The following is a 22,389-nucleotide window of genomic DNA, read 5'->3' on the forward strand; positions in this document are numbered from 1 at the left end:
AATAATAAAACTAGTTTACCTTTGCTTAAACAGAATTAACGCCCTATAAATCTTTTAAAGGACCAAAATAAAGAAAATTTTTCTGATAAAGTAGAAAGTATAGAAAATTTAATTTACCTTGTAGACTAAGTTAAAGAGGAAGTATGAGTTTAGACGCTACGGATAAAAAGATAATCACCCTATTACAACAAGATGCTTCATTATCATTACAGCAATTATCAGAGCAATTAAACCTAACCAGTACGCCATGTTGGAATAGAATAAAACGCTTAGAAAAGGAAGGTGTGATTCAAAAACGAATCGCCTTAATTGATCCTGAAAAAGTAGGCTTAGAGCTCATCGCTTTTGTGCAAATTAAAACACAACAACATTCGGAAGCCTGGTTACGAAATTGTGTACAGCAAGTAAAAGGGTTTGCACAAGTTTTAGAGTTTTATAGAATGGCAGGTGAATATGATTACTTACTAAAAGTAATTGTGAAAGATATGCGTAGTTACGACCACTTCTACCAACAATTAGTTAATGATATTGATGGGTTAACCGATGTAAATACTAGCTTTGCTATGCAACAGTTAAAATTTACTACCGAACTTCCTATAATGTAATCAAATAGTGATCCTGAACGTTTAACACATTACACTGTCACTATCTCTAATAAATACTTAATTCCCGTATAAGGATGTTTTTAATGAAATTGTTTCTAAAGTTTGCTGCTGCACTCATTGTGCTTTTAATCTTAACCGTGGTGGTCGTGATCAATGTTGTTGATCCCAATGACTATAAACAACAAATTCAAGAACAAGTTAAAACCAATATCAATAGAGATGTGGTCATCGCAGGTGATCTCGATTGGAGCTTATATCCTTTATTAGGACTCAAAAGTGGTCAAGTAACGCTATATAACAATCCTGAGTTTGAAGAGAAAACTTTCTTAAATGTACAAAGTGCATCGATATCAATTAATGTATTACCGCTTTTTTCTGGGCAGATAGAAATTGGCGAAATCATGTTAGACGGCGTTGAATTTAACCTTATTACCAATAAAGATGGTTCATCAAACTTAGATAATTTACAAGCAGAAAATACAGAGGTCGTTGCTGAAACAACAAAAGAAGAAACACCTGCGACAGAAGAAGAGCAATCAACAGAAGCCGTTGACCTTTCTAAATTTGTTTTATCAGGCATCACATTAACCAATGCACAACTACAAATTATTGATCACCAAACAAGTGAAAATCAAAAAGTTGCAATAAAAAGTATGGTGTTAAGTGAGTTTGCTTTTGATAAAAAATCTCACTTTAGTTTAACGAGTTCATTTAAGAATAAACAAGTAGATGCTGATATCGCACTAGAAGCCGATATATTTATAGACTCAGCGTTGAGTAACATTGAACTAACTAACTTGACTATTGAAAGTGAAGTATTAAGTGATGCATTAGCGGATAGTACATTAAACACAACGTTCACTAGTGGCTTAACCTATCAAATGGATACTAAACAGTTAGATATCAAAGCAATCACTATTAACAATAAATTCACAGGTTCATTCTTAGATGGTGATATTTATATTAATAGTAGTGATATCCACATAACCAATCACAATGAATTAGAACTTGGCAAACTAACCCTGACAAGTAGTTTATCAGGTAGCGCTTTAAGCAATAATAAATTAAATACAAATCTACAAACTAACCTAGCTGCAGACATACAAAAACAAACGGCAAAAATAGACCTGTTTGAATTAAAAAATACAATCGATGGTAAGGACTTACAGGGTGATTTAAACCTTTCATTTAAAGAAATGAATGTCAGTGACTTTGAAAAAATATTAATTAAACAATTCAAGCTAGTTAGTGAATTAAATGTACCAGCCGTCAGTAAAGATAAAATTAATAGCACGATAGAAAGTGAGATTAGCTATGATCTTGCAAAACAAAAATTAAGTATAGATTCACTACAATCAACAATTAACGATATAGAGTTAGGTGGAAAACTTAGCTTCATCCAACAAACTGTGCCAGTTATCCGTTACAGTTTAAAAGGTAATGTTTGGGATTTAAATCCATACCTCACTAAAAAAACTGAACAAAACGGTGGTGCAACTACCACAGATAAAGATCAGCAAGTAACTGAAACAGAACCAGACTTAAGCATCTTAAAAGAGCTTGATATCAAAGGTGATTTAACTATTACTGGCTTGTTATATGAAGATATAAGAATAGGAAAAATCACTAATAACTTAACTGTAAAAAATGGTAAAGCAACATTAAGCCCATTAAACGCACAGCTATACAATGGTTCATTAAACATTGATGCATGGGTTGATGAGAAAGGTGGTCAAAACCAATATAAAGCAACGACTTCTATTAAAAATGTCATGCTACTGGACCTATTAAAAGATGCAGCTAAAGTAGATCTATTAAGCGGTACTGCAAACTTTAATCTAGTCGCTGACGGGAAAGGTTTAACTGCAACAAAAATACAACAAGGTGTAAATGCAAAAGGTGACTTTAAAATCCTTAATGGAGAGTTATACGGTATTAACCTTTCACATGAAATACGTGTTTTAAAGGCAAAAATAAAGGGTAAAACATTAGCACCAGATAAACTTGTTAAGAAAACAGACTTTGCGTCATTAATCGGTGAGTTTACGCTACAAGATGGTATTGCTAATAATCAAAAATTATTAATGTCATCCCCTGTTATCCGTTTAGATGGAGCTGGAACTGCGAATACAATTACTGAAGCGCTTAATTATAAATTAGGTGTAACGCCTCTTTCAAAAGCCGGAGAAGAAACTGACTTCCTAGATCTTGACGGTGTAACAATTCCACTATTGATTAAAGGTACCTTTAGTAAACCGTCATTTAATTTAGATACTGAAGCCGCTTTAAAAGAGAAAATTGAAGCAGGTAAAAAAGCGTTACAAGAAAAAGCAAAAGACGCTATTTTAGGTAATAAATCCAGTGATGAATTAAAAGAAGAGGCAAAAGATTTGAAAGATAAATTGAAAAGTTTCTTTTAAGCACATTAATTTAGAACCTAGAAATAAATATTAAGCTTCATAAATATTAAGTTACGTAAAATAGCTGATTCAGGAAACTGGTTCAGCTATTTTTTTACCTCCCCTTCATTAATATAAAATAAGAAAATAAAAAATAAAAAATGACGAGACAGTAGGATTCAAAATGCGATTAATGATATAACTAATTAATAAAGCGTATCTCATAAAATATCCAAGTAATACCAATGGAATTAAATAAGTGATCAGAGATTGCGCAGGAAAAATTAACACTAATAAGGCGTGAGTTGTAGGAGATAGTTGTTCTCACTTCAAAACTCACAACGCAGTTAGGGGGGATTTTAACCAGCAAGAATGATCACCTTATTAATTCTTGCTGGTATAAACACATACACTAAAACATCTAATGATAACACTCCATACATGAACTTAATCTAAGGACTTCATTTACCATGCTTCCATTTATTAATGCACAAGATATAGAAAGTAACTTATCCTGGACAGAGCTTTGCACAGCGTTCCATGAAGGACATAAAGCATCTCGAGCAGATATTGATGACATTTTATTTAAACACGGTGACAATGCTTTATTAAATCGTGCAGCGTGGATACAAAATAAAGGAATAGGCGTTAAGACGGCAACTATATTTCCAAATAACGCAAAATTATCAACTCCCATTCCAAGTGTTCAATCCATTTTTACCTTATTTGATGACCAAACTGGTACCCCTCTTGCTATTATTGATGGCAAGTTAGTGACTAAATGGAAAACCGCGGGTGATTCAGTATTTGCTGCAAAGTTATTAGCACGACCTGATAGTAAAATATTAACGGTGATTGGTGCTGGCGCTGTTGCATCATCAATTATTGATGCTTATCGAGCTTTATTTCCTGATTTGGAAAAAATAATTATTTGGAATCGCACCTTTGAAAAGGCACAGAAACTCGCTCAAGAAAAAGGGGTAGTCGCTATTCAAGATCTTTCTGAAGCCTTGAGTGATGCTGACATTGTTTCATCTTCTACTATGTCGACTTCTTCTTTTATTAAAGGAGAATGGATTAAAGAAGGAACTCATGTTGATTTAATTGGCGCATACCGCCCAGATATGAGAGAAGCAGATGATTCTCTACTGGTAAAGTCTCGCATTTTTGTTGATGCCAGAGAAACGGCAATTCACGATATAGGTGAACTAGCTATTCCCATTAAAGAAGGTGTTATAGCAGAGGATGCAGTCATAGCTGATTTCTACCAACTATGTAATGGTGTTAAGGGTCGTCAAACTGATAAAGAGATAACGCTATTTAAAAATGGGGGCGGCGCACATCTTGATTTGATGACCGCGCTATACATTATGGAATGCCGCCAAAATAACAAAGCTTAAACAGAGAAAAAAGACATTTTTTTATTGATGTTGGTGTTGGTATTGGTGTTTTTTTTGGTGTTATTAAAGTATCGAAGCTTTACTTCAGTGCAATGTCATAATACCAATAAAGCACTAAGAAAAAGGCCATCAAATAAAGCGATGGTCGCCTAACATTAACCAAATTAATTCTATGGGCTGAAATTTACACAAAATGACTTAATTCATTAACCTAAGCTGTTCTCCAAAATTTGTAATCTAGCATCAAGAGATGTTAGCGCACTAAATATATGAATAACTTTATTTAGTGCGACCTAATGCTTAATGAATTAAAGAAGTACTCACAGGCTTCTTAGCTGCCTTTGCCGCTTTCTTCTCTTTTGCTGTTAAAAGCGGTTTCTTTTTGGTCGCTTTCTTACTGTCTTGGCCTTTACTCATGATACTTTCCTTTTTGAAGTAAACTCTAAATTAAAAGTTAATTTGAGACTACCTAATGACTGAGGGTACATCGTTGAGCTAAAAGAAAATGCGCAACAATTCAGTATGCTCTTAAGGTTAAACAATTGATATAAATAGATGAGATAAGTGATACTGAAGTTAAGATGAGCTCTTTATAACAGTTCCATCGAGTTTTAGAACCAATGTATTTTTCAGAATAAAATTAACCTGTTTCAGGCAAGGACAAACAAGAAGAAGAAAAAGGAATAGTTACTCTACTATCCCTTTTTACGGTTATTCTTTAAATGCCAATAAGCAAACTATAAATTATTTTGCTAAGCTGTTTAGTAAAGCTATTTAGGTAACAATACCTTATCAATAACGTGTATCACACCGTTACTTGCTTCTATGTCAGCTTTAATAACGTGTGCATCATTTACCATCACTTTATCGCCTTCAAGTTTAATCATTACTTTCTGACCTTGGACAGTTGTACCGCTATCCATTTTAGCAACGTCAGATGCCGTTACTTTTCCAGCCACTACATGGTAGGTTAACACTGCGACGAGCTTATCTTTGTTTTCTGGTTTCAGTAACATTTCAACAGTACCTTCAGGCAGTTTTGCAAAAGCTTCATCAGTTGGAGCTAAAACAGTAAAAGGGCCTTTACCTTTGAGTGTTTCAACCAGTCCACCAGCCTTAATTGCGGCCGCAAGTATTGTAAAAGAGCCATTTTCAGCCGCGACATCGACAATATCTTTATGTATTCCGTGATGCTCGGCATGTGCAACAGAAGTAAATGTAAAACTAGCAAGGATAATTGATACTGTAGATATAAATTTCTTTAACATAATGCATTCCTTTTTAAAGTTGGTCATATTTTAATATTCAAGCGGTATTGTAATGTTCAAATAATTTTACGGGGGCTAATTAGGTTTAGATCAGTTTACTTTGAATAGTTTTTTTAAATAACCTTTTCCTCAAACCTCACAGCTCCTCTATTCAATAAAATAAATTTACAAAAATAATATTTAGATACATCCGCTTATATCTAAAAAATGACATAACTAAAATATATAAACCATCAAATAAATAACACATAAAAACACGAATAAATTTTTATATTTTTCAATAACGGTTCAATATTTTTATCTTTTATGACGCAATTAATAACTCTATTTTCCTTCAGATAAAATAATGGAAATAATAAAAATCGCATACATAATGATATATACCCGTTGCTGTTCAAGGTGCTTTTTTCAGTCGTTAGCTTGGACTCCAAATCAAGGCGCAATACGATAAAAATGGCGAGCTCTTATCGAAGATTACAATGTAGTAGTTGGTTTTAAAGCTAACGACCCGAAGGACAAGCTGTAAAGCAAACATCTTCGTTATTAAAAGGTGTCAGTTTACCCTGTTAGCTCTTTATCTTTCAGCCTAGCATCGGTGCACTTCAATGCTTGTTGAATGTTGCATCTTGAATGGTAACGGGCATATACCACTCATAACTATTCCTCCACCCTTGGTCTTAAATGTATATAATACCAACTCTACGACTTCCTAAATGACGCTCTCAACAGAGGAACCAATCCAGTGAAAATGATTAATGGCCTTAAAGATATAATTGATACTTTTGACACCTTTATTTTGGATCAATGGGGTGTATTACATAACGGCGGAAATGCTTTTCCAGAAGCAATAGAAGCGTTAACTTTTTTAAAGTCACATAACAAAAAAGTCGTCATCTTATCTAACAGTGGTAAAACAGGATCGTTTTCTTACGGTCGCTTAGAAGACTCAGGTATTACACGAGATTTGTATTTAGATGTATTAACTTCAGGCGATCATATGCGTCAGAATTTCGCGTCAGGAAAATTTCAACACCTAGGCAAGCAAGCTCTGCATTTTACCTGGGATAACGACCACAGCGTAATTGATGATTGCGGGTTAACAGAATCAACACGAGATGAAGCTTCCTTCATTTTATGTTGCGGTGTTGATCGCGGCGATGTTGACGCTTACATGGATGACTTAACGTTCGCTTATCAACATAATATTGAACTAGTCGTCAGTAATCCAGATCTCGTTGCTATGACACCAGAAGGCACTTTAAAAACCTGCCCAGGCGCAATAGCAAGTGCTTACCAAAAAATGGGTGGCACTGTCCATTGGCATGGAAAACCACAGAAAGAAATTTATGCAATGTGTAAAGAATTGGTAGGCGGTTGGGATAACGCTATCGCGGTAGGCGATAGCTTAGAGCACGATATTGCAGGGGCAAATGGTGCTAATATCAGTAGTTTATTCATCACCTCTGGCATCCATACTAAAGCGATTAGTGATGAAAAAAGTATTGCTAATTTATGCGATGAATTTTCAGTTAAGCCTAGCTTTTATATTGATTGGTTCAAATCATAACAAACCTAACTGTTACTACGTTTATTCTTTATGTTTATAACATTCATATCGATTCTTACCGCGTCTCTTGCTTTGGTATAAAGCAAGATCCGCTTGTTTAACTAACTCGACAGAATGCGTATTGAGTTGTGGAATAACAGATGAAATGCCCAAACTAATAGTCACATGGTTATAGGGAGACTCACTATGGGTTATTTGCAAATTGTTAACAGTTTGTCTTGTTTTCTCGGCAACAGCAAAACCTTCAACCAAATCACCTTCTAATAAAATAACAAACTCTTCTCCACCATAACGAGCAAAAAAGTCAGTCGGTCTGTTAATTGATTTTTGTATATTTTCAGCCACTTTTCTTAAACACTCATCACCCGCTATATGCCCATAAGTATCATTAAATTTCTTAAACTCATCTATATCAATGAGTAGTAAAGTTAATGGCTCTTGGCTACGAGTTTTTACCTGCCAGAGTTGGTTAAGTGTATGATCTAACCACCTTCTATTAAACACGCCAGTTAAATCATCAATTTGAGATAATGATTCAAGCGTAGCATTAGATTTTTCAAGTTTATCTCGACGCTCATTCACCATATCTATAACGGCATTAAAACCTACAATCAAATCCCCTATTTCATCGTTTTTATAACCTTCAATATGCTTGAGTGGTTGCTTTTTTAATACCATTTCTCTAACGGACTCTGCAGCTTCTTTTAAAGGATTAAAAAAGAAGAATAGAAAAAAGGTAATCGCTAAAAAAACAGCAAAACTAACAATTACTCCACTGATAATAGAAGCCTTTAAGCTTTCGTTTATCGTTTGATAAACTTTATCGACAGGCGTTCTTACAATAACAAACCAATTCAAGAAGCTAATATTAGCCGCCGCCGCCAACATTTCATCACCAGAGGTATTCACCGTATCACCAACCCCATTAAAGCCATCCATAACCTGATCGTAGAAGATAACCTCTCCTCTTTCAGGGATGCTTTTAAACACTAAGCTTGGAGTGCTGGAAGCTAAAAAAATCTGGCTAGCTCTTGATATCACTAATGTATCGCTTGTCTCATTGTAATCATGGTCAAAAATATATTCCATAAACCCAGAACGATTCAAAAAAATAGGCGCTTCTAGGATCCCTAATACTCGACCGCTTTTATCTCTTAATGCTTTTGCAATGACAACAAGCACTTCATCACTAACTTCAGAACGAAAAGGTGAACTAATAATAATATGTTGGCTATTTTTAGCATTTATTAACCATTCTCTATTTGAAAGATCTAAATTTTTTCTACCAGGAATAACTGGGTATTCAGCTATAACACCTTTTCCGGTTGGATTTATAACAGCGAACCCTTGTGGAAAAAAATTAGTAAAAGCAATATGCTCTTTGATTTTTTCGGTTAAAAAATCTTCGGACTGCATTTGATCGGAAGGAATAATATCTGCTAGAGCGACTAAAAATTTTGTTCGCTTATCAATTTTATTCGTTATATCTTTAGCGATAAATTTAGCTTTTGTGTATTGTTCTTTATTAATTTGATTTTTGATTTCAGACTTAATGATTAGAAAATTGTAAATTTGTAACAGTGTAAAAGCCACGACAATAAATGCCGAAACATAAATAGATAATTTAGTGGAAATACGCGATGGCGCCATGTGATCTAACAGTGTCTTCATCGAATCATAATTTATTGGTTAATACTTGGACATAAAGATACCTCTTTTAGCATACAAAAGTTAGTTGTTTTTTTGATAATGCGACTAAAAATGACTAAATATTCATTGATTAGTTTAAAATCGTTTCAGTATTTATAGATATACCCGTTACCATTCAACGTGGCAAATTCAGCAAGTAGTGAAGTGAACATATTCTAGGAAGAAAGAGGCAGATCTAACAAGTTAATTACTTATTTTAATAAAAATAGCCTATTAAAAGTACATCAGATAAATATTATGTAAAAAAGTGATGTTTAATAAGGATCAACAAGAATGATCAATCCATTATAAAATCACTAACGATTTAGAATATACCTCCAGAATAACCCCCCTAAAAGTCACAATCAATTAATTTATAGCAATAAAAAACAAGTCTTTTTTTGTACATTAAATTTAAAAATTCCAATTTGTAATTCTGTAAATGTGACTTAGATCTCCTTTTGTCACTTATTTGTTATTTTTTCATGAAGTTGATCAGAAAACTATATAGATTGGTCTACGTAATTTAAAAGACACGGATTGTCTGCATTTTAGCTGAAGTAATTTTTATTATTTCAGCACTTACCTAAAAAATAATTTAATTATTACAATTTTTAAATAATTCTAAATAAAGGAAAATGAATATGACATTCAACAAATATCTAATTGCTATTACATCTAGTGCTATCCTTTCAGCTCCACTTTCTGCTGCAACTATTTACAAAAATGAAACCCAGGAATTTAATATCGGTGGACGAGTTGAAGTCGGCGGTAATTTAACAGATGGTGATTATTCTGATGAATCTAATGTGCGTTTAAATGTAAATGGAAAAAATAAATTAAATGAAGATTTAACTGTTTTTGGTCGCTACGAATTCGAAATCACAGAAAATGAAGATGATAATGAAGCAAATTTAAATACACGTCACCTTTACGTGGGTGGTGAAACTAAATTCGGCACTCTTATTTATGGGCATCAAGAGAATGCTGTTACTTACCTAACAGACTTTACCGATTTAGCAGAAACGTATAGTGGTTACATTAACGAAAATACTGAAACATCGGCCGACCGCTCAAAAAACACATTACGTTACATTTATAAAACTGATGCATTAACTTTTCAAGCATCTGGAACACAAAATGCTAATAATAATGCCGATGGTTTTGGTTTGATGGCAGCTTATAAACTTACTCCTGAAGTTGAATTAGCTGCGGGTGTAACTAGCAGTGATCAAGAATATGGTAATGCAACAAATGTTGAAGATACTGACACCTCAAACTCTTACATACTTGCAGCGAGATACACTAAAGGCAGTATTTATTTAGCGGCAACAGGTATGCAAGGTAATATTTCAGCTGATGGTATTTCTGATTCTGATTTTGTAGCGGCAGATGCATTTGCCGCTTATTACTTTGGTGAAGATAACTCAAATATATTAAATATTGGTTATAGTTATTATTCTGCAGATGATATTGCATCATTAGAAACAAATTTTGTTTCACTAGAATATGCTCATTATATTGGTAACTTTGCAGTTTTTAGTAGTTATAAAATTGCATTAAATAATGATACATCTAGTAGTACTGGTGACCGTGAAAATGAGTTGTTGTTAGGTGCTCGTTACGGTTTCTAAGTTTTATTAAGATAAAGAAATCTATAAAGCACTCAATAAGAGTGCTTTTTTGATGGGAACAATTAAAACTATTTATCTAATCTAAGTTAACTTAAACTACTATTTTTAAAAACAATAAAAGCGAGAATTAAATATGAAGTTATGGAATGTTGTTGCAATTATTATTGTCAGTTTATTAAGCTCAAAAGTATTAGCAGATATTCATTTAAACACCCCCTCTCAGCTTAAACTTAAAATTGTTAATAATGAAATATCAAAAAATGAGAATCCTCTCTTATTAGAGAATGGTAAAAATCAGATAGCATTTCGTTATGAGGATCGTTACCGCTCAGCTGGCGAAGATGTTTTTTTTACATCAGATATTATATTACTTACTTTTGAAGGTCATGATAACAACTACTTTATAACCTTACCTAAATTACGTACGGAAAGTGAACGTACAGACTTTAATAATAATCCTGTCATCATATTAAAAGATAGTAATGGTAAAACAGTATCATTTGAACAAGGGAAGCTACTCAAGAATGGTATTCAATTTAATCGAGACTTAATCTCAGAACTGCGTGTTTACAATCAAACATCTCAACTCGCTTCATTAAAGCAACCGACGTCAATTATTAGCGTTGCCGATAACCTGTCTGAAACTGATGTTGCAGGTAAAATGTTAGATTATTGGTACAGTAAAGCGGATGAAAAGACTCGTGCAGCATTTAAAGCTCGTATTAATTAGAATATGCACACATAAAAATCAACTCTACTTGATTCAGTAGAGTTTGATAATTATGACTCTACATAATAGCCTCTCATTTCCCTCCCCTCTCGACCAAAAAACAATAATAAAGTCTTATTAAATAAAAAATACAATTTTTTTTATATTTAGAAAGGGCAAGGTATCGACTCTAATGTCAAACACATCACTTTGTAAAAGCTAATGATCATATTAAAAATAAAACAAAATAAAACAATCACTTACATAAATATCGATTCGTTCATAAATCATTGAGACACGAGTAATTTTAATCGGTAAGGTTACCTAATCATTCCATACAACATCCTCTGACTCTATTAATTAGGGTTGTTACTGCTGTACAGAAAATAAATTAAAATCAACATATTAGAGCTGCAACAACAAGTTGGCACATATATTTCATTATGATCTGTAATATTTATTTTTTACCTTTTAAGCCCTATATCACCTTAATCATGCACTAAGAAATGATAAAAGCGCACTGAAATGAGGCGCAATGGCATTAAGATAATAAATATTAAACTTTATTGATTTTCGCATCAATGAAGCTTGTCTATTAAGCTTTGTATGTTATCTAAACAATACTATTAATATTGAATTAGTTTAAATATCTTATGAGATTTGAACCTATATTAGGAGAATGCTTTGACAACAATACCTGTTTGGGATGCTCATACTTGCGTTCCTTTAATTCCAGAGTACGATTTAGCATCGCTACAACGCCATATAGACTGTGGCGCCTATTATATTTCAATCAATATCGGGATGGACTTTAATCCACTGAGTGACATTATTCAGATAATAGCAGGATTTAGACAACGCATCAGCGAACTTGGTTTTTTAATACAAGTAGAAAGTTTTGCCGATGTTGAACGTGCCCAACGCGAAGGTAAATTAGCCGTTTCCTTTGATTTAGAAGGTGGCGTCCCGTTACATGAAAGCTCTGCGATGGTCGGATTACTTGCAAAGCTTGGCGTACGACAAATACATTTAGCCTACAACCGCAGTAATTCTCTTGCGGGTGGTTGTCACGATGAAGACATTGGCTTAACGCCTAAAGGCCGAGACATCGTAGATGCAATTAATGCCAATAAATTGTTTATGGATGTTTCCCATACCGGATACCGCACCAGTATGGAAATTTTCGAATATTCAGATAAACCAGTGATCATTAGCCATGGCAATCCTCGCGCACTCAAAGATCACGGACGAAATTATCGAGATGATCAACTACAAGCCTGCGCAGCTAGCGGTGGCGTAGTTTGCATAAATGGCGTAGCGCGATTCTTAAACTCCCCACAAGCTAACGCTGAAAGTATGGTGGAAGCCATCGATTATCTCGTTCAATTAATTGGGCCATCGCATGTTGGTGTCGGCTTAGATTATGTTTACGATAATCATTTAGATGATGGGCCAGAAGGTTTAGATACGAATCTTTGGTGGCCACCTGAACACGGTTACAGTAAATCAAATGATGGATTTTTAAATCTTTTATTCGCCCCACCAGAACGTTTTTTAGAAATGTCAGTACTACTTGAAAAACGCGGTTACACACAATCTGATATCGCTGCTATCTATGGAAAAAACATGAACACCCTAGCCCAAAAAGTTTGGTGTTAACAACACATTGGAAATAAATCCCTTGGCCTCACCGTCAGGAAATACGGAGATAACAATATGAAGTCACTTTTTAAAAAAGCACGCCATCTAGCGGGAGCGACTAGTTTAGCCCTTGCGCTTTCTACAGGAACGGTATCAGCAGCGACACCTAAAGATTCTTTAGTTGTAGGCTGGCAATTCGATGACATTATTACGTTAGATAGCGCGGAAGCCTTTGAATTTTCTGGCTCTGAAGTTATCGGTAATACTTACGATCGTTTAATTAGTTACGATCCAAATGATGTCTCAAAAATATTTGGCCAAGCAGCCGAAAGTTGGACAATCAGCGAAGATGGTAAAACCTTTACTTTTAAAATTCGCAAAGGGATTAAATTCGCCTCCGGTAATGAAATGACCGCTGAAGATGCTGCATTTTCATTACAACGTGCGGTTATCCTCAATAAAGCGCCTGGTTTTATATTAACGCAATTTGGTCTTAACGAAACCAATGTAAAAGACAAAGTCAAAGCCATTGATGCAGATACACTCGTCTTTGAAACCGATAAAGCCTACGCACCAACTTTCGTTTTGTACTGTTTAACCGCAACCATTGCGTCTGTTGTAGATAAAGAAGAAGTCATGAAACATGCAGTCGATGGTGACATGGGGCTTGCTTGGTTACGTACTCATTATGCTGGTTCTGGCCCTTTCAAAGTAGAGCAATGGAAGCCGTCTGAGATTGTTGTATTAAGTGCCAATCAAAATTACTGGAATGGTGTTCCGGCAATGAAAAATGTGTTTCTTCGTCATATTGGTGAATCTTCCGTTCAACAATTATTACTTGAGAAAGGCGATATTGATATTGCCCGTAATCTCGAAACCGAACAGTTAAAAAGTGTTGAAGATAATAAAGAGATTAAGTTAATTAAAAAAGGTAAAGGGACGCTTTATTACCTTTCAATGAATATGAAAGATCCTATCTTAGCTAAACCTAAAGTGCAGCAAGCGCTTAAATATCTAATCGATTACAAAGGGTTAGCAGATACAGTTTGGGATGGGCGTGGTCAAATACAACAGGCATTTCTACCTAAAGGTTTCCTTGGTGCATTGGAAGATCAACCTTTCTCATTAGATGTTGAAAAAGCAAAAGGCTTATTAGCTGAAGCCGGTTATCCTGATGGTTTCGATGTTGAGTTAATCGTTCGAAACAGCCCTATACGTGTCGATACAGCAAAATCAATTCAAACAACCTTTGCTAAAGTAGGTATCAAGGTTAAGTTAATTCCTATGGATGGTAAACAGGTTCTAACGGTATACCGTGCACGTAAACATCAACTATTCTTTGGCACATGGGGCCCAGATTATCAAGACCCACATACCAATGCAGATACTTTTGCTAAGAACTTAGACAATAGCGATGATGCGAAATCAAAACCAGTCGCTTGGCGTAATGCCTACGCGCCCGAGCAAATGACTAAAGATACCCTTGCCGCGTTAGTCGAACGCGATGCTGATAAACGTGCAGCGATGTATTTAGCAATTCAAAAGGAACATCAACAAACAGCACCTTTCGCTTTTGTTATGCAAGAACAAGAAGTGGCTGGTGTGCGCGCTAACATCGATGGATTTGTATTAGGTCCATCCTTCGATAGTAACTCTTACAAAGACGTTGTGAAGAAATAATGGGAAGTTCATTATCAAAGGGCAGTTATCAGGCTGCCCTTTCTTCTTTTTATACTAAAAAAGCAAAACCATTCATCCACTTTTTCAGCATGTTGGCGATGACTTTCTTCGGCTTATTATTACTCACCTTTGTGATTGGTCGAATGATGCCAACGGATCCCGTTATTGCTGTGATTGGTGATAAAGCACCTGAAGCACTCTATCAAGCCACATATATTGAAATGGGGCTAGATAAACCTATTATCACGCAGTTTTTCTACTATCTTAACGGTGTATTACATGGCGACTTAGGTACCTCTGTCCGTACTGCAAACTTAGTCACCGATGATATCCTTAACTATTTTCCAGCAACTCTAGAACTGGCTACCCTCGCCACTATTTTTGGCATGCTAATTGGTATTCCAATGGGAGTCATTGCAGCCGTCAATCAGAATAAATGGCAAGATAATCTGGTTCGAATTTTTGGATTGATTGGACATAGTGCCCCGATATTTTGGCTAGCAATGATCGCCATTGTTGTTTTTTATCAACATTTAGATTGGGTTGCCGCACCAGAAGGTCGACTCAGTGTGATGTATGAATATACGCTTCCGAAAGTGACCAATATGGTATTAATCGATACCGTATTAGCACAGGATTGGGGGGCCTTTAAAGATGCCTTTGCCCATATTCTTCTACCTGCTTCTTTACTTTCCTATTACAGTATTGCCTACCTCAGCCGTATGACGCGATCTTTTATGCTTGATCAACTTAATCAAGAATATGTCATTACTGCACGGGTAAAAGGGGTTTCTGAAACCGCTATTATTTGGAAACACGCACTCGGTAATGCTTGGGTTCCTTTGATCACTGTTATCGCTCTGACCTATGCTTCTCTCTTAGAAGGGTCAGTGTTAACAGAAATTGTATTTTCTTGGCCGGGATTAGGCCGTTACATTACCGACGCCCTACTCGCAGCAGATATGAATGCGGTACTTGGGGGCACGATCGTCATCGGTTTCGTTTTTATACTGTTAAATTTAACCTCTGATTTGCTCTATAAAGTCTTTGATCCGAGAGTAAAATAAGCATGCATATTATTAAACATTTCTCATCCAGAAGTGCTAACAAGGTTTCTCAAAAATGACGGAGTTAAAAGGTTGGCTGTTAGCCGAAAACCCAGATTCAAGAACACAAGCAGCATTTGGACGTGGCTATTTAGGTTGGCTACGCTTTTATCATAATCCTCTCGCTATGATTGGTTTTGTTATTGTGCTTACGCTGCTATTAATAGCGCTATTTGCCCCGTATATTGCCCCCGAAGGTATTAGCAGTGGACTAACAGGTGACGCCCTTAAAAATGCGCGTTTTCTACCGCCCTCTGCTGAGCATTGGTTTGGCACCGATGGCCAAGCTAACGATGTGTTTAGTCGCATTGTTATTGGTAGCCGCATAACACTGGTTATCGTTGCCTTAGTGATTTTCACCGCCCCAATATTAGGCTTTATTATCGGTACTGTTTCTGGCTACTTTGGTGGTTGGGTTGATATCTTATTAATGCGTATTACTGATGTATTTCTCGCTTTTCCTAAATTAGTGCTCGCATTAGCACTCGCTGCAGCATTAGGTCGAGGTTTAGAGTCGGCCATTTTCGCGATTGCAATCACCTCTTGGCCCGCTTACGCACGACTCGCCAGAGCCGAGACATTAACGATTCGTAATACCGATTACTTAGCAGCGGCAAAACTACAAGGCGCAAGTCATTGGCGATTAATTTCAGGCCATATCATGCCACTATGTTTATCGTCACTGATTGTCCGCGTCACCTTAGATATGGCGGGCATTATTTTAACCGCCGCTGGTTTAGGTTTCCTTGGTTTAGGTGCACAGCCTCCAACACCTGAATGGGGTGCAATGATTGCAGAAGGACGCGACTATATTCTCAGTTACTGGTGGTTAGCCACTTTTCCTGGCCTTGCCATTTTTACCGTGGCACTTGGCTTTAACCTTCTTGGTGACGGTCTACGCGATGTCTTAGATCCTAAATCAGGAGGTCAACATTAATGACTTATATCGGTAATAACAATGATCACTTACTGGAAGTGAAAAATCTCAATGTTGAATTCCCCTCGGTACATGGTTCAGTTCATGCGGTGCGTGATATCTCTTTTAAAATGGGCCATGAGAAAATAGCCATTGTAGGTGAATCAGGTTCAGGAAAATCACAAACAGGCCGTGCTATATTAGGATTGAGCCCAGGTAATGTCACCGCCGAAAAACTCTTTTTTGATGGCGTAGATTTACAAGGTTTGTCCGCTCGTGATTATCGAGAGATCCGTGGTAAACGTATTTCAATGGTGATGCAAGATCCTAAATACTCACTTAATCCGGTAATGACCATCGGTAAGCAAATGATTGAAGCTTGTCAAATCCAAATGAAGGTTTCTAAGAAACAAGCTATATCCCGCTGTATTGAGATGCTTGAAGCCGTTCGTATCCGAAATCCGCAACGGGTTTTTAATGCCCATCCTCATGAAGTATCGGGAGGCATGGGACAACGTATTATGATTGCCATGATGTTATTGTCGAGCCCAGACCTGTTAATTGCTGATGAACCGACATCGGCATTAGATGTAACCGTACAATTGCAAGTGTTAGCGATTATGGATGACCTGGTCAAAGAGCGAGGGATGGGGTTGATTTTAATTTCTCATGACTTGCCTTTAGTCGCGAGTTTCTGCGATCGTATCTTAGTGATGTATGCCGGAAGAATTGTTGAAGAGCTCGAAGCCAGTAAGTTAGATCAAGCGCAACATCCTTATACAAAAGGGTTGCTTTCCTGCTTACCCAATAACGCGATTAAAGGGCAACCTTTAGCAACATTGCAACGTCAAGATAGTTGGTTAAATGGAACCTTAAATGCACAGGGTAAATTACTATGAACAGCCAACAAACACACGCCATTGCAATCAATGACTTATCTATTCATTTTGGCAGCGGTGAAGCATTAGTAAAAGCCGTCAATCATGTTTCTTTTAACGTGCCAGCTCAACAATCCTTTGGATTGGTCGGTGAGTCAGGATCGGGAAAATCAACTATTTTACGTGCACTTGCCGGATTAAATACGCATTGTAATGGACAGATGTTACTGGAAGGTGAAGCCTTACAAAGCAAACGCAATAAAGCTTTTTATAAAAAAGTACAGATGGTATTCCAAGATCCCTATGCATCACTTCACCCACGTCATACCATCGATAAAATTCTGGCAGAACCACTTGCGATTCATGGGTTTAAAGAAACAGAACAACGTATCGCAAAGGTGATGGATCAAGTTGCCCTACCGAATAAATTTCGATTTCGTTATCCGCATCAACTATCAGGTGGTCAACGTCAACGTGTCGCCATTGCCCGCGCCTTAATTTTAGAACCTAAAATTTTATTACTCGATGAACCGACCTCTGCACTCGATGTTTCCATACAGGCTGAGATCCTCAATTTATTAAATCAATTACGTGAAGAGTTATCGTTAACTTATGTGTTAGTGAGTCATGATTTAGCGGTTGTTTCTTATATGTGTGAGCAAATTGCAGTGATGCAGCATGGTAAATTAGTCGAACTTTTACAGGTCGATCAACAAGGAAAAACTAGCGCTAAAGACCCCTATACTTTGCAACTTAATTTAGCTTCAAAGGGTTATAATCGAGAAGTCATTGAGCAATTTATCGACCATGATTGATATGTTAAATTACTATGAGCAGGCAATGGACAAATCGTTATGATCCAGAAAAATATGACTAAAAGATAAGTTTATGATGAGTATTGATCAAGTTTTGGGAGATGACAGTTATTGAAGCCTAAATAACCAACTCAGGGTCTGTTGTTATGTTGATTTTAAGACGAATAAACAGGCTAAGGTTAAAAACATGATATCAAAAGCTTTATTTGCGAATACATTACCAGAAAAGTAGTTATTAAAGGCTGATGCAACAAAAATGCAATGGCAATGAACATTAAAAGCAACTTTAAAATATAAACAGGGTTAACAAATTACCCCTGTTTATATTTAGCTAAAAATTAAAAGCTAAAGCCTTAACGTTTTGCCGCTATATCACGCAAAGCTTGTTTTTCAGCCGCTGATAAGAATGCGATGTCTAAGCCATTAATTTGTGCTTGTTTTATTTGCTCAAGAGATAAACCAGCTTTAGGTGCGGCAACTTCATACTCAAATGGTAATTCAATTCCTTCTACTGCTGGGTCATCAGTATTAAGTGATGCCATCACACCGTGATTTAAGAATTTTTTAATAGGATGTTGAGTAATATCTGCAATAGTACTGGTTTGTATATTTGAAGTGATACAAGACTCAATACCAATATTGTTTGCTACAAGGTAATCCATTAATTTAAGATCTTCGATTGCTTTTACACCGTGACCAATACGCTCAGCACCTAATGATTGAATTGCCTGCCATATACTTTCAGGCCCAGCAGCTTCACCAGCATGCACAGTTACACGTAAGCCCGCATCACGTACTTGTTTAAAGTGATTAACAAATAAGTCGCCAGGTTTTCCTAATTCGTCACCCGCTAAATCGATAGCAACTAATTTATCTTTTTGACTAAGCAGCCCATCTAATTCAATTTGGCATGCTTCTGTACCGTAAGAACGACTCATAATACCGATTAAATTAGTTTTAACGTTAAAGTCTTTACTACCTGCAGCAACACCAGCGACAACTGCTTCAACAACGCCCTGAACAGGTAAGTTATGCTTTAACGCCATGTAATATGGAGAGAAACGTAATTCCGTATAATCAATACGAGCATTTTTAGCATCTTCAACGTTTTCATAAGCGACTTGATAACAAGCTTCTAAGTCCCCTAAAACGGCAACACCTAAGTCTAATTTTGATAAAAAAGCAACTAAATTAGGTTCAGCTTCAATAACTTGCACAAATGGACGCAATGCTTCAATGCTCGTTGCAGGTAATGTTAAATTAAATTTTTGGCCTAATTGTAAAATGGTTTCAATACGAATATTGCCATCTAAATGTCGATGTATATCAGTTAGAGGTAAATTGTTAGTGATCATTTTTTATTCCTTTGTATTGAAACCCTAATGGAACTCAAGCCACCTTAAAATGCAATTTCCGAGGTTACAAAATAAGGTAGCTTGAATCTCACTAGTATAAAGAGTGTAATTATTTTTGTTACTGGCAAATCTTTAATAAATCTACATTTAAAACATATTTTAAGTTAGTTAACATAATATGTTGTTGACAGTTTATCATTGAAGTTTAACTGTTCATTAGCAGCAAAAAATATTTTATTAAAGACCATAAAAATCGCCTTTATTTTTAAATTAGTTTTGTATCGCCTTACCATTTTATATCACCTTACTTGCTATAACTTGATTAGTTATAGTTTAGTACTACTTTTAAGAATCAGCAGCATCAGGGCGAATAACTTCGTATACTTGTGGCTCAACAGCTACTTTTTTATCTGCACAATGGATTGCATTTAACACGTTCTTTTGTGTTTCCATAAACTGCTGCTCTGTTTGAGCATGTACCATAGCAATAGGAGTTTGTGCATCGATTTTATCTCCAATACTGATTAACTCACTTAACCCTACTGCAAAGTCGATACTATCAGCCGCCACTCGGCGTCCACCGCCCATGTTAACCACGGACATACCAACTTCGCGCGCATCAATTGCACTAACATAACCAGTTTGTGTACTGTAGATAGGTCGAATAATAGCAGACTTAATTAAGTGATCATCGTAATTTTCAACGAAATCAGTTGGGCCACCAAGACCTGACACCATTTTACCAAATAGTTCAGCGGCTTTACCATTATCCAATACAGCTTGTAACTTGATATGTGCTTGTTGTGTATTGTCAGCTAAATGTGCTGATACCAACATTTCAGCACACAGCGACATCGTCACTTCATGTAATCTTGGATTGACGTATTCACCAGTTAAAAATTGCACCGCTTCTTTCACTTCAACAGCGTTACCCGCACTACTTGCTAGTACTTGATCCATATTAGTAATTAAAGCAGAGGTTTTACAGCCAGCACCATTTGCGACGGCAACAATGCTATTAGCAAGCTGCTGTGATTGTTCATAAGTGGGCATAAAAGCACCGCTGCCAGCTTTTACATCCATGACTAACGCATCTAACCCTGCCGCTAGTTTTTTTGATAAAATAGAAGCAGTGATCAATGGAATGGATTCAACCGTTGCGGTAATGTCTCGCGTTGCGTAAAAACGTTTATCAGCAGGCGCTAAGTTTGCACTTTGCCCTATAATCGCCACACCTGTTGTTTTTACAACGTCTCTAAAATGCTGGTTAGTCACTGTGGTTTGATAACCAGGAATTGCATCTAACTTATCGAGAGTACCTCCCGTATGACCTAAACCCCGTCCAGAAATCATCGGTACATAACCGCCACAAGCAGCAACCATTGGCCCTAACATTAAAGAAGTAACATCGCCTACGCCACCGGTTGAGTGTTTATCTACGATAGGCCCATTTAAGTTCAATGAAGACCAATCTAGGACTTCACCGGAATCACGCATTGCAGATGCTAAAGCGACTCGTTCATCCATATTCATATCTTGAAAATAGATAGCCATCGCAAAGGCAGCGATTTGGCTTTCACTGATGCTATTGTCGGTAATACCTTGTATAAAGAAGTTAATTTCTTGGTTAGTTAAAATTTTTCCATCACGTTTATGGCGGATGATTTCTTGGGGGACTAGGATCATATACAAACTCCGATAATAAAGAGATAGTTAGATATCACTAAATGATTTGTGAATAGTTAATATTTACAAATAACTTAGGACGTAATGAGGGAAGAGGAGAATACCTGCAACACAGCCACTATGCTGCAGGCAATAACTACATTTACTTAATAAAATTAAGCAAAGGCATTATTTATTAGAACTTATAAATAGCAGCAAAATAATGGCTGAAACCAGTTGACTCGAACTCGCCAAAACCAAAGTTAACACCATCTTTGATACCGTAAACATCTTTATAAGCTTTAAGACCATAACCTAATGAAAAACGATCTGAATGCCAGTAAATACCGTTAAACCAAGCTCCACCATTACTTGAAGTAGAGTACTCATCTTTTAAAGCAAATTGGTAATCAAAGTAACCTTGGTAAGCGAAGAATGAACCATTCTCTAAAAAGTAAAAAGGTTTAAACCAATTTGCCGATATTTGATAACCATTCCAGTCTTTTAGATTTACATCATAAAGAGCATAAGCATTTAATCCGACTTTACCTAACCATGGCACGTTCACATCAGACCCAACACCGACAAATGCGTTATATAAGTCGCCATTTCCATCATTGGCAGTAGTAGAAATTGAACCACCACCAATATTAAACAGTGCCGCAAGATAAACTTCTTGAACTGGACCAAATGATAAATCTTTACCAGTAATACCATCTAAAGAAAAACGAGGAGAAAGTTTTGCAAACATTCTACTTGAACCGTCAGCTTTATCTGAATTTTCACTGTTTGTTAGATTGAAAAAATCAACATATCCATAATAATCTAATATTCCAGCACGACCACCAAACTCAAGCTCAAAATAATCATGAGAGTCTTCATCAGCACCTTTAATACGCGGAGCTTCATCGATAGAATACATTAAGTTACCTTGTATCCATTTGTAATCATTCTTGTGCGTGTCACCGTCCGTGTAATCGGCTGCGAAAGTAGGCATTGCAGCTGCTAATCCAAGTGCTAGTAATGTTTTTTTCATTGTTAAATTCCTTTTTAAAAGTAAAA

General features: G+C 36.2%; 17 protein-coding genes. 12 read left to right on the forward strand and 5 right to left on the reverse strand.

Annotation, left to right across the window (positions count from 1 at the left end; all coding sequences use genetic code 11):
* The first annotated feature begins 143 nt into the window (after positions 1-143).
* The 3 genes from GQR59_RS12345 (at position 144) to GQR59_RS12355 (ending at position 4,404) form a co-directional block, all read left to right on the forward strand.
* Positions 144-605 (forward strand): Lrp/AsnC family transcriptional regulator, encoded by a 462-nt coding sequence (locus GQR59_RS12345; protein WP_160063154.1) that lies wholly within the window; start codon positions 144-146, stop codon positions 603-605.
* An 83-nt stretch (positions 606-688) separates the two neighbouring features.
* Complete coding sequence (locus GQR59_RS12350; RefSeq protein ID WP_160063156.1) at positions 689-3,025, forward strand: AsmA family protein; 2,337 nt, start codon at positions 689-691, stop codon at positions 3,023-3,025.
* 449 nt (positions 3,026-3,474) lie between these two features.
* On the forward strand, positions 3,475-4,404 hold the full coding sequence (locus tag GQR59_RS12355) for an ornithine cyclodeaminase family protein (protein ID WP_160063158.1): 930 nt from the start codon (positions 3,475-3,477) through the stop codon (positions 4,402-4,404).
* 770 nt (positions 4,405-5,174) lie between these two features.
* On the opposite strand, the gene GQR59_RS12360 is transcribed toward GQR59_RS12355, so the two are convergent.
* A complete protein-coding gene (locus GQR59_RS12360; protein ID WP_160063160.1) occupies positions 5,175-5,672 on the reverse strand; it encodes a fasciclin domain-containing protein in 498 nt (165 codons plus the stop codon).
* Positions 5,673-6,420: 748 nt separating this feature from the next.
* Here GQR59_RS12360 and GQR59_RS12365 point away from each other — a divergent pair.
* Entirely contained in the window at positions 6,421-7,239 is an 819-nt protein-coding gene (locus GQR59_RS12365) for a TIGR01459 family HAD-type hydrolase (RefSeq protein ID WP_160065157.1), read from the forward strand.
* 21 nt (positions 7,240-7,260) lie between these two features.
* On the opposite strand, the gene GQR59_RS12370 is transcribed toward GQR59_RS12365, so the two are convergent.
* A complete protein-coding gene (locus GQR59_RS12370; protein WP_160063162.1) occupies positions 7,261-8,910 on the reverse strand; it encodes a sensor domain-containing diguanylate cyclase in 1,650 nt (549 codons plus the stop codon).
* Positions 8,911-9,572: 662 nt separating this feature from the next.
* Here GQR59_RS12370 and GQR59_RS12375 point away from each other — a divergent pair.
* The 8 genes from GQR59_RS12375 (at position 9,573) to GQR59_RS12410 (ending at position 18,307) form a co-directional block, all read left to right on the forward strand.
* Complete coding sequence (locus GQR59_RS12375; RefSeq protein ID WP_201288102.1) at positions 9,573-10,562, forward strand: porin; 990 nt, start codon at positions 9,573-9,575, stop codon at positions 10,560-10,562.
* Positions 10,563-10,695: 133 nt separating this feature from the next.
* Positions 10,696-11,292 carry a YccT family protein gene (locus tag GQR59_RS12380; RefSeq protein ID WP_160063164.1) on the forward strand — a complete coding sequence of 199 codons (597 nt, stop codon included), beginning with the start codon at positions 10,696-10,698 and terminating at the stop codon, positions 11,290-11,292.
* 663 nt (positions 11,293-11,955) lie between these two features.
* Positions 11,956-12,930 carry a dipeptidase gene (locus GQR59_RS12385; RefSeq protein WP_160063166.1) on the forward strand — a complete coding sequence of 325 codons (975 nt, stop codon included), beginning with the start codon at positions 11,956-11,958 and terminating at the stop codon, positions 12,928-12,930.
* 57 nt (positions 12,931-12,987) lie between these two features.
* Positions 12,988-14,592, forward strand: coding sequence for an ABC transporter substrate-binding protein (locus tag GQR59_RS12390; RefSeq protein WP_160063168.1), 1,605 nt, complete (start codon positions 12,988-12,990; stop codon positions 14,590-14,592).
* Positions 14,592-15,659 carry an ABC transporter permease gene (locus GQR59_RS12395; protein ID WP_160063170.1) on the forward strand — a complete coding sequence of 356 codons (1,068 nt, stop codon included), beginning with the start codon at positions 14,592-14,594 and terminating at the stop codon, positions 15,657-15,659. The genes GQR59_RS12390 and GQR59_RS12395 overlap by 1 nt, the downstream gene beginning before the upstream one ends.
* Before the next feature lie 55 nt (positions 15,660-15,714).
* Positions 15,715-16,635 carry an ABC transporter permease gene (locus GQR59_RS12400; RefSeq protein ID WP_137297767.1) on the forward strand — a complete coding sequence of 307 codons (921 nt, stop codon included), beginning with the start codon at positions 15,715-15,717 and terminating at the stop codon, positions 16,633-16,635.
* Complete coding sequence (locus GQR59_RS12405) at positions 16,635-17,513, forward strand: ABC transporter ATP-binding protein (RefSeq protein ID WP_160063172.1); 879 nt, start codon at positions 16,635-16,637, stop codon at positions 17,511-17,513. Before GQR59_RS12400 ends, GQR59_RS12405 begins: the two co-directional genes overlap by 1 nt.
* On the forward strand, positions 17,510-18,307 hold the full coding sequence (locus GQR59_RS12410; RefSeq protein WP_160063174.1) for an ABC transporter ATP-binding protein: 798 nt from the start codon (positions 17,510-17,512) through the stop codon (positions 18,305-18,307). Before GQR59_RS12405 ends, GQR59_RS12410 begins: the two co-directional genes overlap by 4 nt.
* 353 nt (positions 18,308-18,660) lie before the next feature.
* Here the strand turns inward: GQR59_RS12410 and add are convergent, their stop codons facing one another.
* From add to GQR59_RS12425, 3 genes are all read right to left on the reverse strand, one after another.
* Positions 18,661-19,662 carry an adenosine deaminase gene (gene add, locus GQR59_RS12415; RefSeq protein WP_160063176.1) on the reverse strand — a complete coding sequence of 334 codons (1,002 nt, stop codon included), beginning with the start codon at positions 19,660-19,662 and terminating at the stop codon, positions 18,661-18,663.
* A gap of 345 nt (positions 19,663-20,007) precedes the next feature.
* Entirely contained in the window at positions 20,008-21,345 is a 1,338-nt protein-coding gene (deoA, locus tag GQR59_RS12420; RefSeq protein ID WP_160065159.1) for a thymidine phosphorylase, read from the reverse strand.
* A 178-nt stretch (positions 21,346-21,523) separates the two neighbouring features.
* Positions 21,524-22,363, reverse strand: coding sequence for a nucleoside-specific channel-forming Tsx family protein (locus GQR59_RS12425; RefSeq protein WP_160063178.1), 840 nt, complete (start codon positions 22,361-22,363; stop codon positions 21,524-21,526).
* Positions 22,364-22,389: the final 26 nt, after the last annotated feature.

The sequence above is a fragment of the Psychromonas sp. L1A2 genome (assembly GCF_009828855.1).
Taxonomy (GTDB): domain Bacteria; phylum Pseudomonadota; class Gammaproteobacteria; order Enterobacterales; family Psychromonadaceae; genus Psychromonas.

What these genes read in the sequence shown, in the direction of transcription:
- GQR59_RS12395 (WP_160063170.1), top strand. Translation starts at nt 14,592, where the DNA reads ATGGGAAGTTCATTATCAAAGGGCAGTTATCAGGCTGCCCTTTCTTCT.
- GQR59_RS12390 (WP_160063168.1), top strand. Translation starts at nt 12,988, where the DNA reads ATGAAGTCACTTTTTAAAAAAGCACGCCATCTAGCGGGAGCGACTAGT.
- GQR59_RS12410 (WP_160063174.1), top strand. Translation starts at nt 17,510, where the DNA reads ATGAACAGCCAACAAACACACGCCATTGCAATCAATGACTTATCTATT.
- GQR59_RS12375 (WP_201288102.1), top strand. Translation starts at nt 9,573, where the DNA reads ATGACATTCAACAAATATCTAATTGCTATTACATCTAGTGCTATCCTT.
- GQR59_RS12360 (WP_160063160.1), bottom strand. Translation starts at nt 5,672, where the DNA reads ATGTTAAAGAAATTTATATCTACAGTATCAATTATCCTTGCTAGTTTT.
- GQR59_RS12370 (WP_160063162.1), bottom strand. Translation starts at nt 8,910, where the DNA reads ATGAAGACACTGTTAGATCACATGGCGCCATCGCGTATTTCCACTAAA.
- GQR59_RS12350 (WP_160063156.1), top strand. Translation starts at nt 689, where the DNA reads ATGAAATTGTTTCTAAAGTTTGCTGCTGCACTCATTGTGCTTTTAATC.
- GQR59_RS12380 (WP_160063164.1), top strand. Translation starts at nt 10,696, where the DNA reads ATGAAGTTATGGAATGTTGTTGCAATTATTATTGTCAGTTTATTAAGC.
- GQR59_RS12345 (WP_160063154.1), top strand. Translation starts at nt 144, where the DNA reads ATGAGTTTAGACGCTACGGATAAAAAGATAATCACCCTATTACAACAA.
- GQR59_RS12405 (WP_160063172.1), top strand. Translation starts at nt 16,635, where the DNA reads ATGACTTATATCGGTAATAACAATGATCACTTACTGGAAGTGAAAAAT.
- GQR59_RS12355 (WP_160063158.1), top strand. Translation starts at nt 3,475, where the DNA reads ATGCTTCCATTTATTAATGCACAAGATATAGAAAGTAACTTATCCTGG.
- GQR59_RS12425 (WP_160063178.1), bottom strand. Translation starts at nt 22,363, where the DNA reads ATGAAAAAAACATTACTAGCACTTGGATTAGCAGCTGCAATGCCTACT.
- add (WP_160063176.1), bottom strand. Translation starts at nt 19,662, where the DNA reads ATGATCACTAACAATTTACCTCTAACTGATATACATCGACATTTAGAT.
- GQR59_RS12365 (WP_160065157.1), top strand. Translation starts at nt 6,421, where the DNA reads ATGATTAATGGCCTTAAAGATATAATTGATACTTTTGACACCTTTATT.
- GQR59_RS12400 (WP_137297767.1), top strand. Translation starts at nt 15,715, where the DNA reads ATGACGGAGTTAAAAGGTTGGCTGTTAGCCGAAAACCCAGATTCAAGA.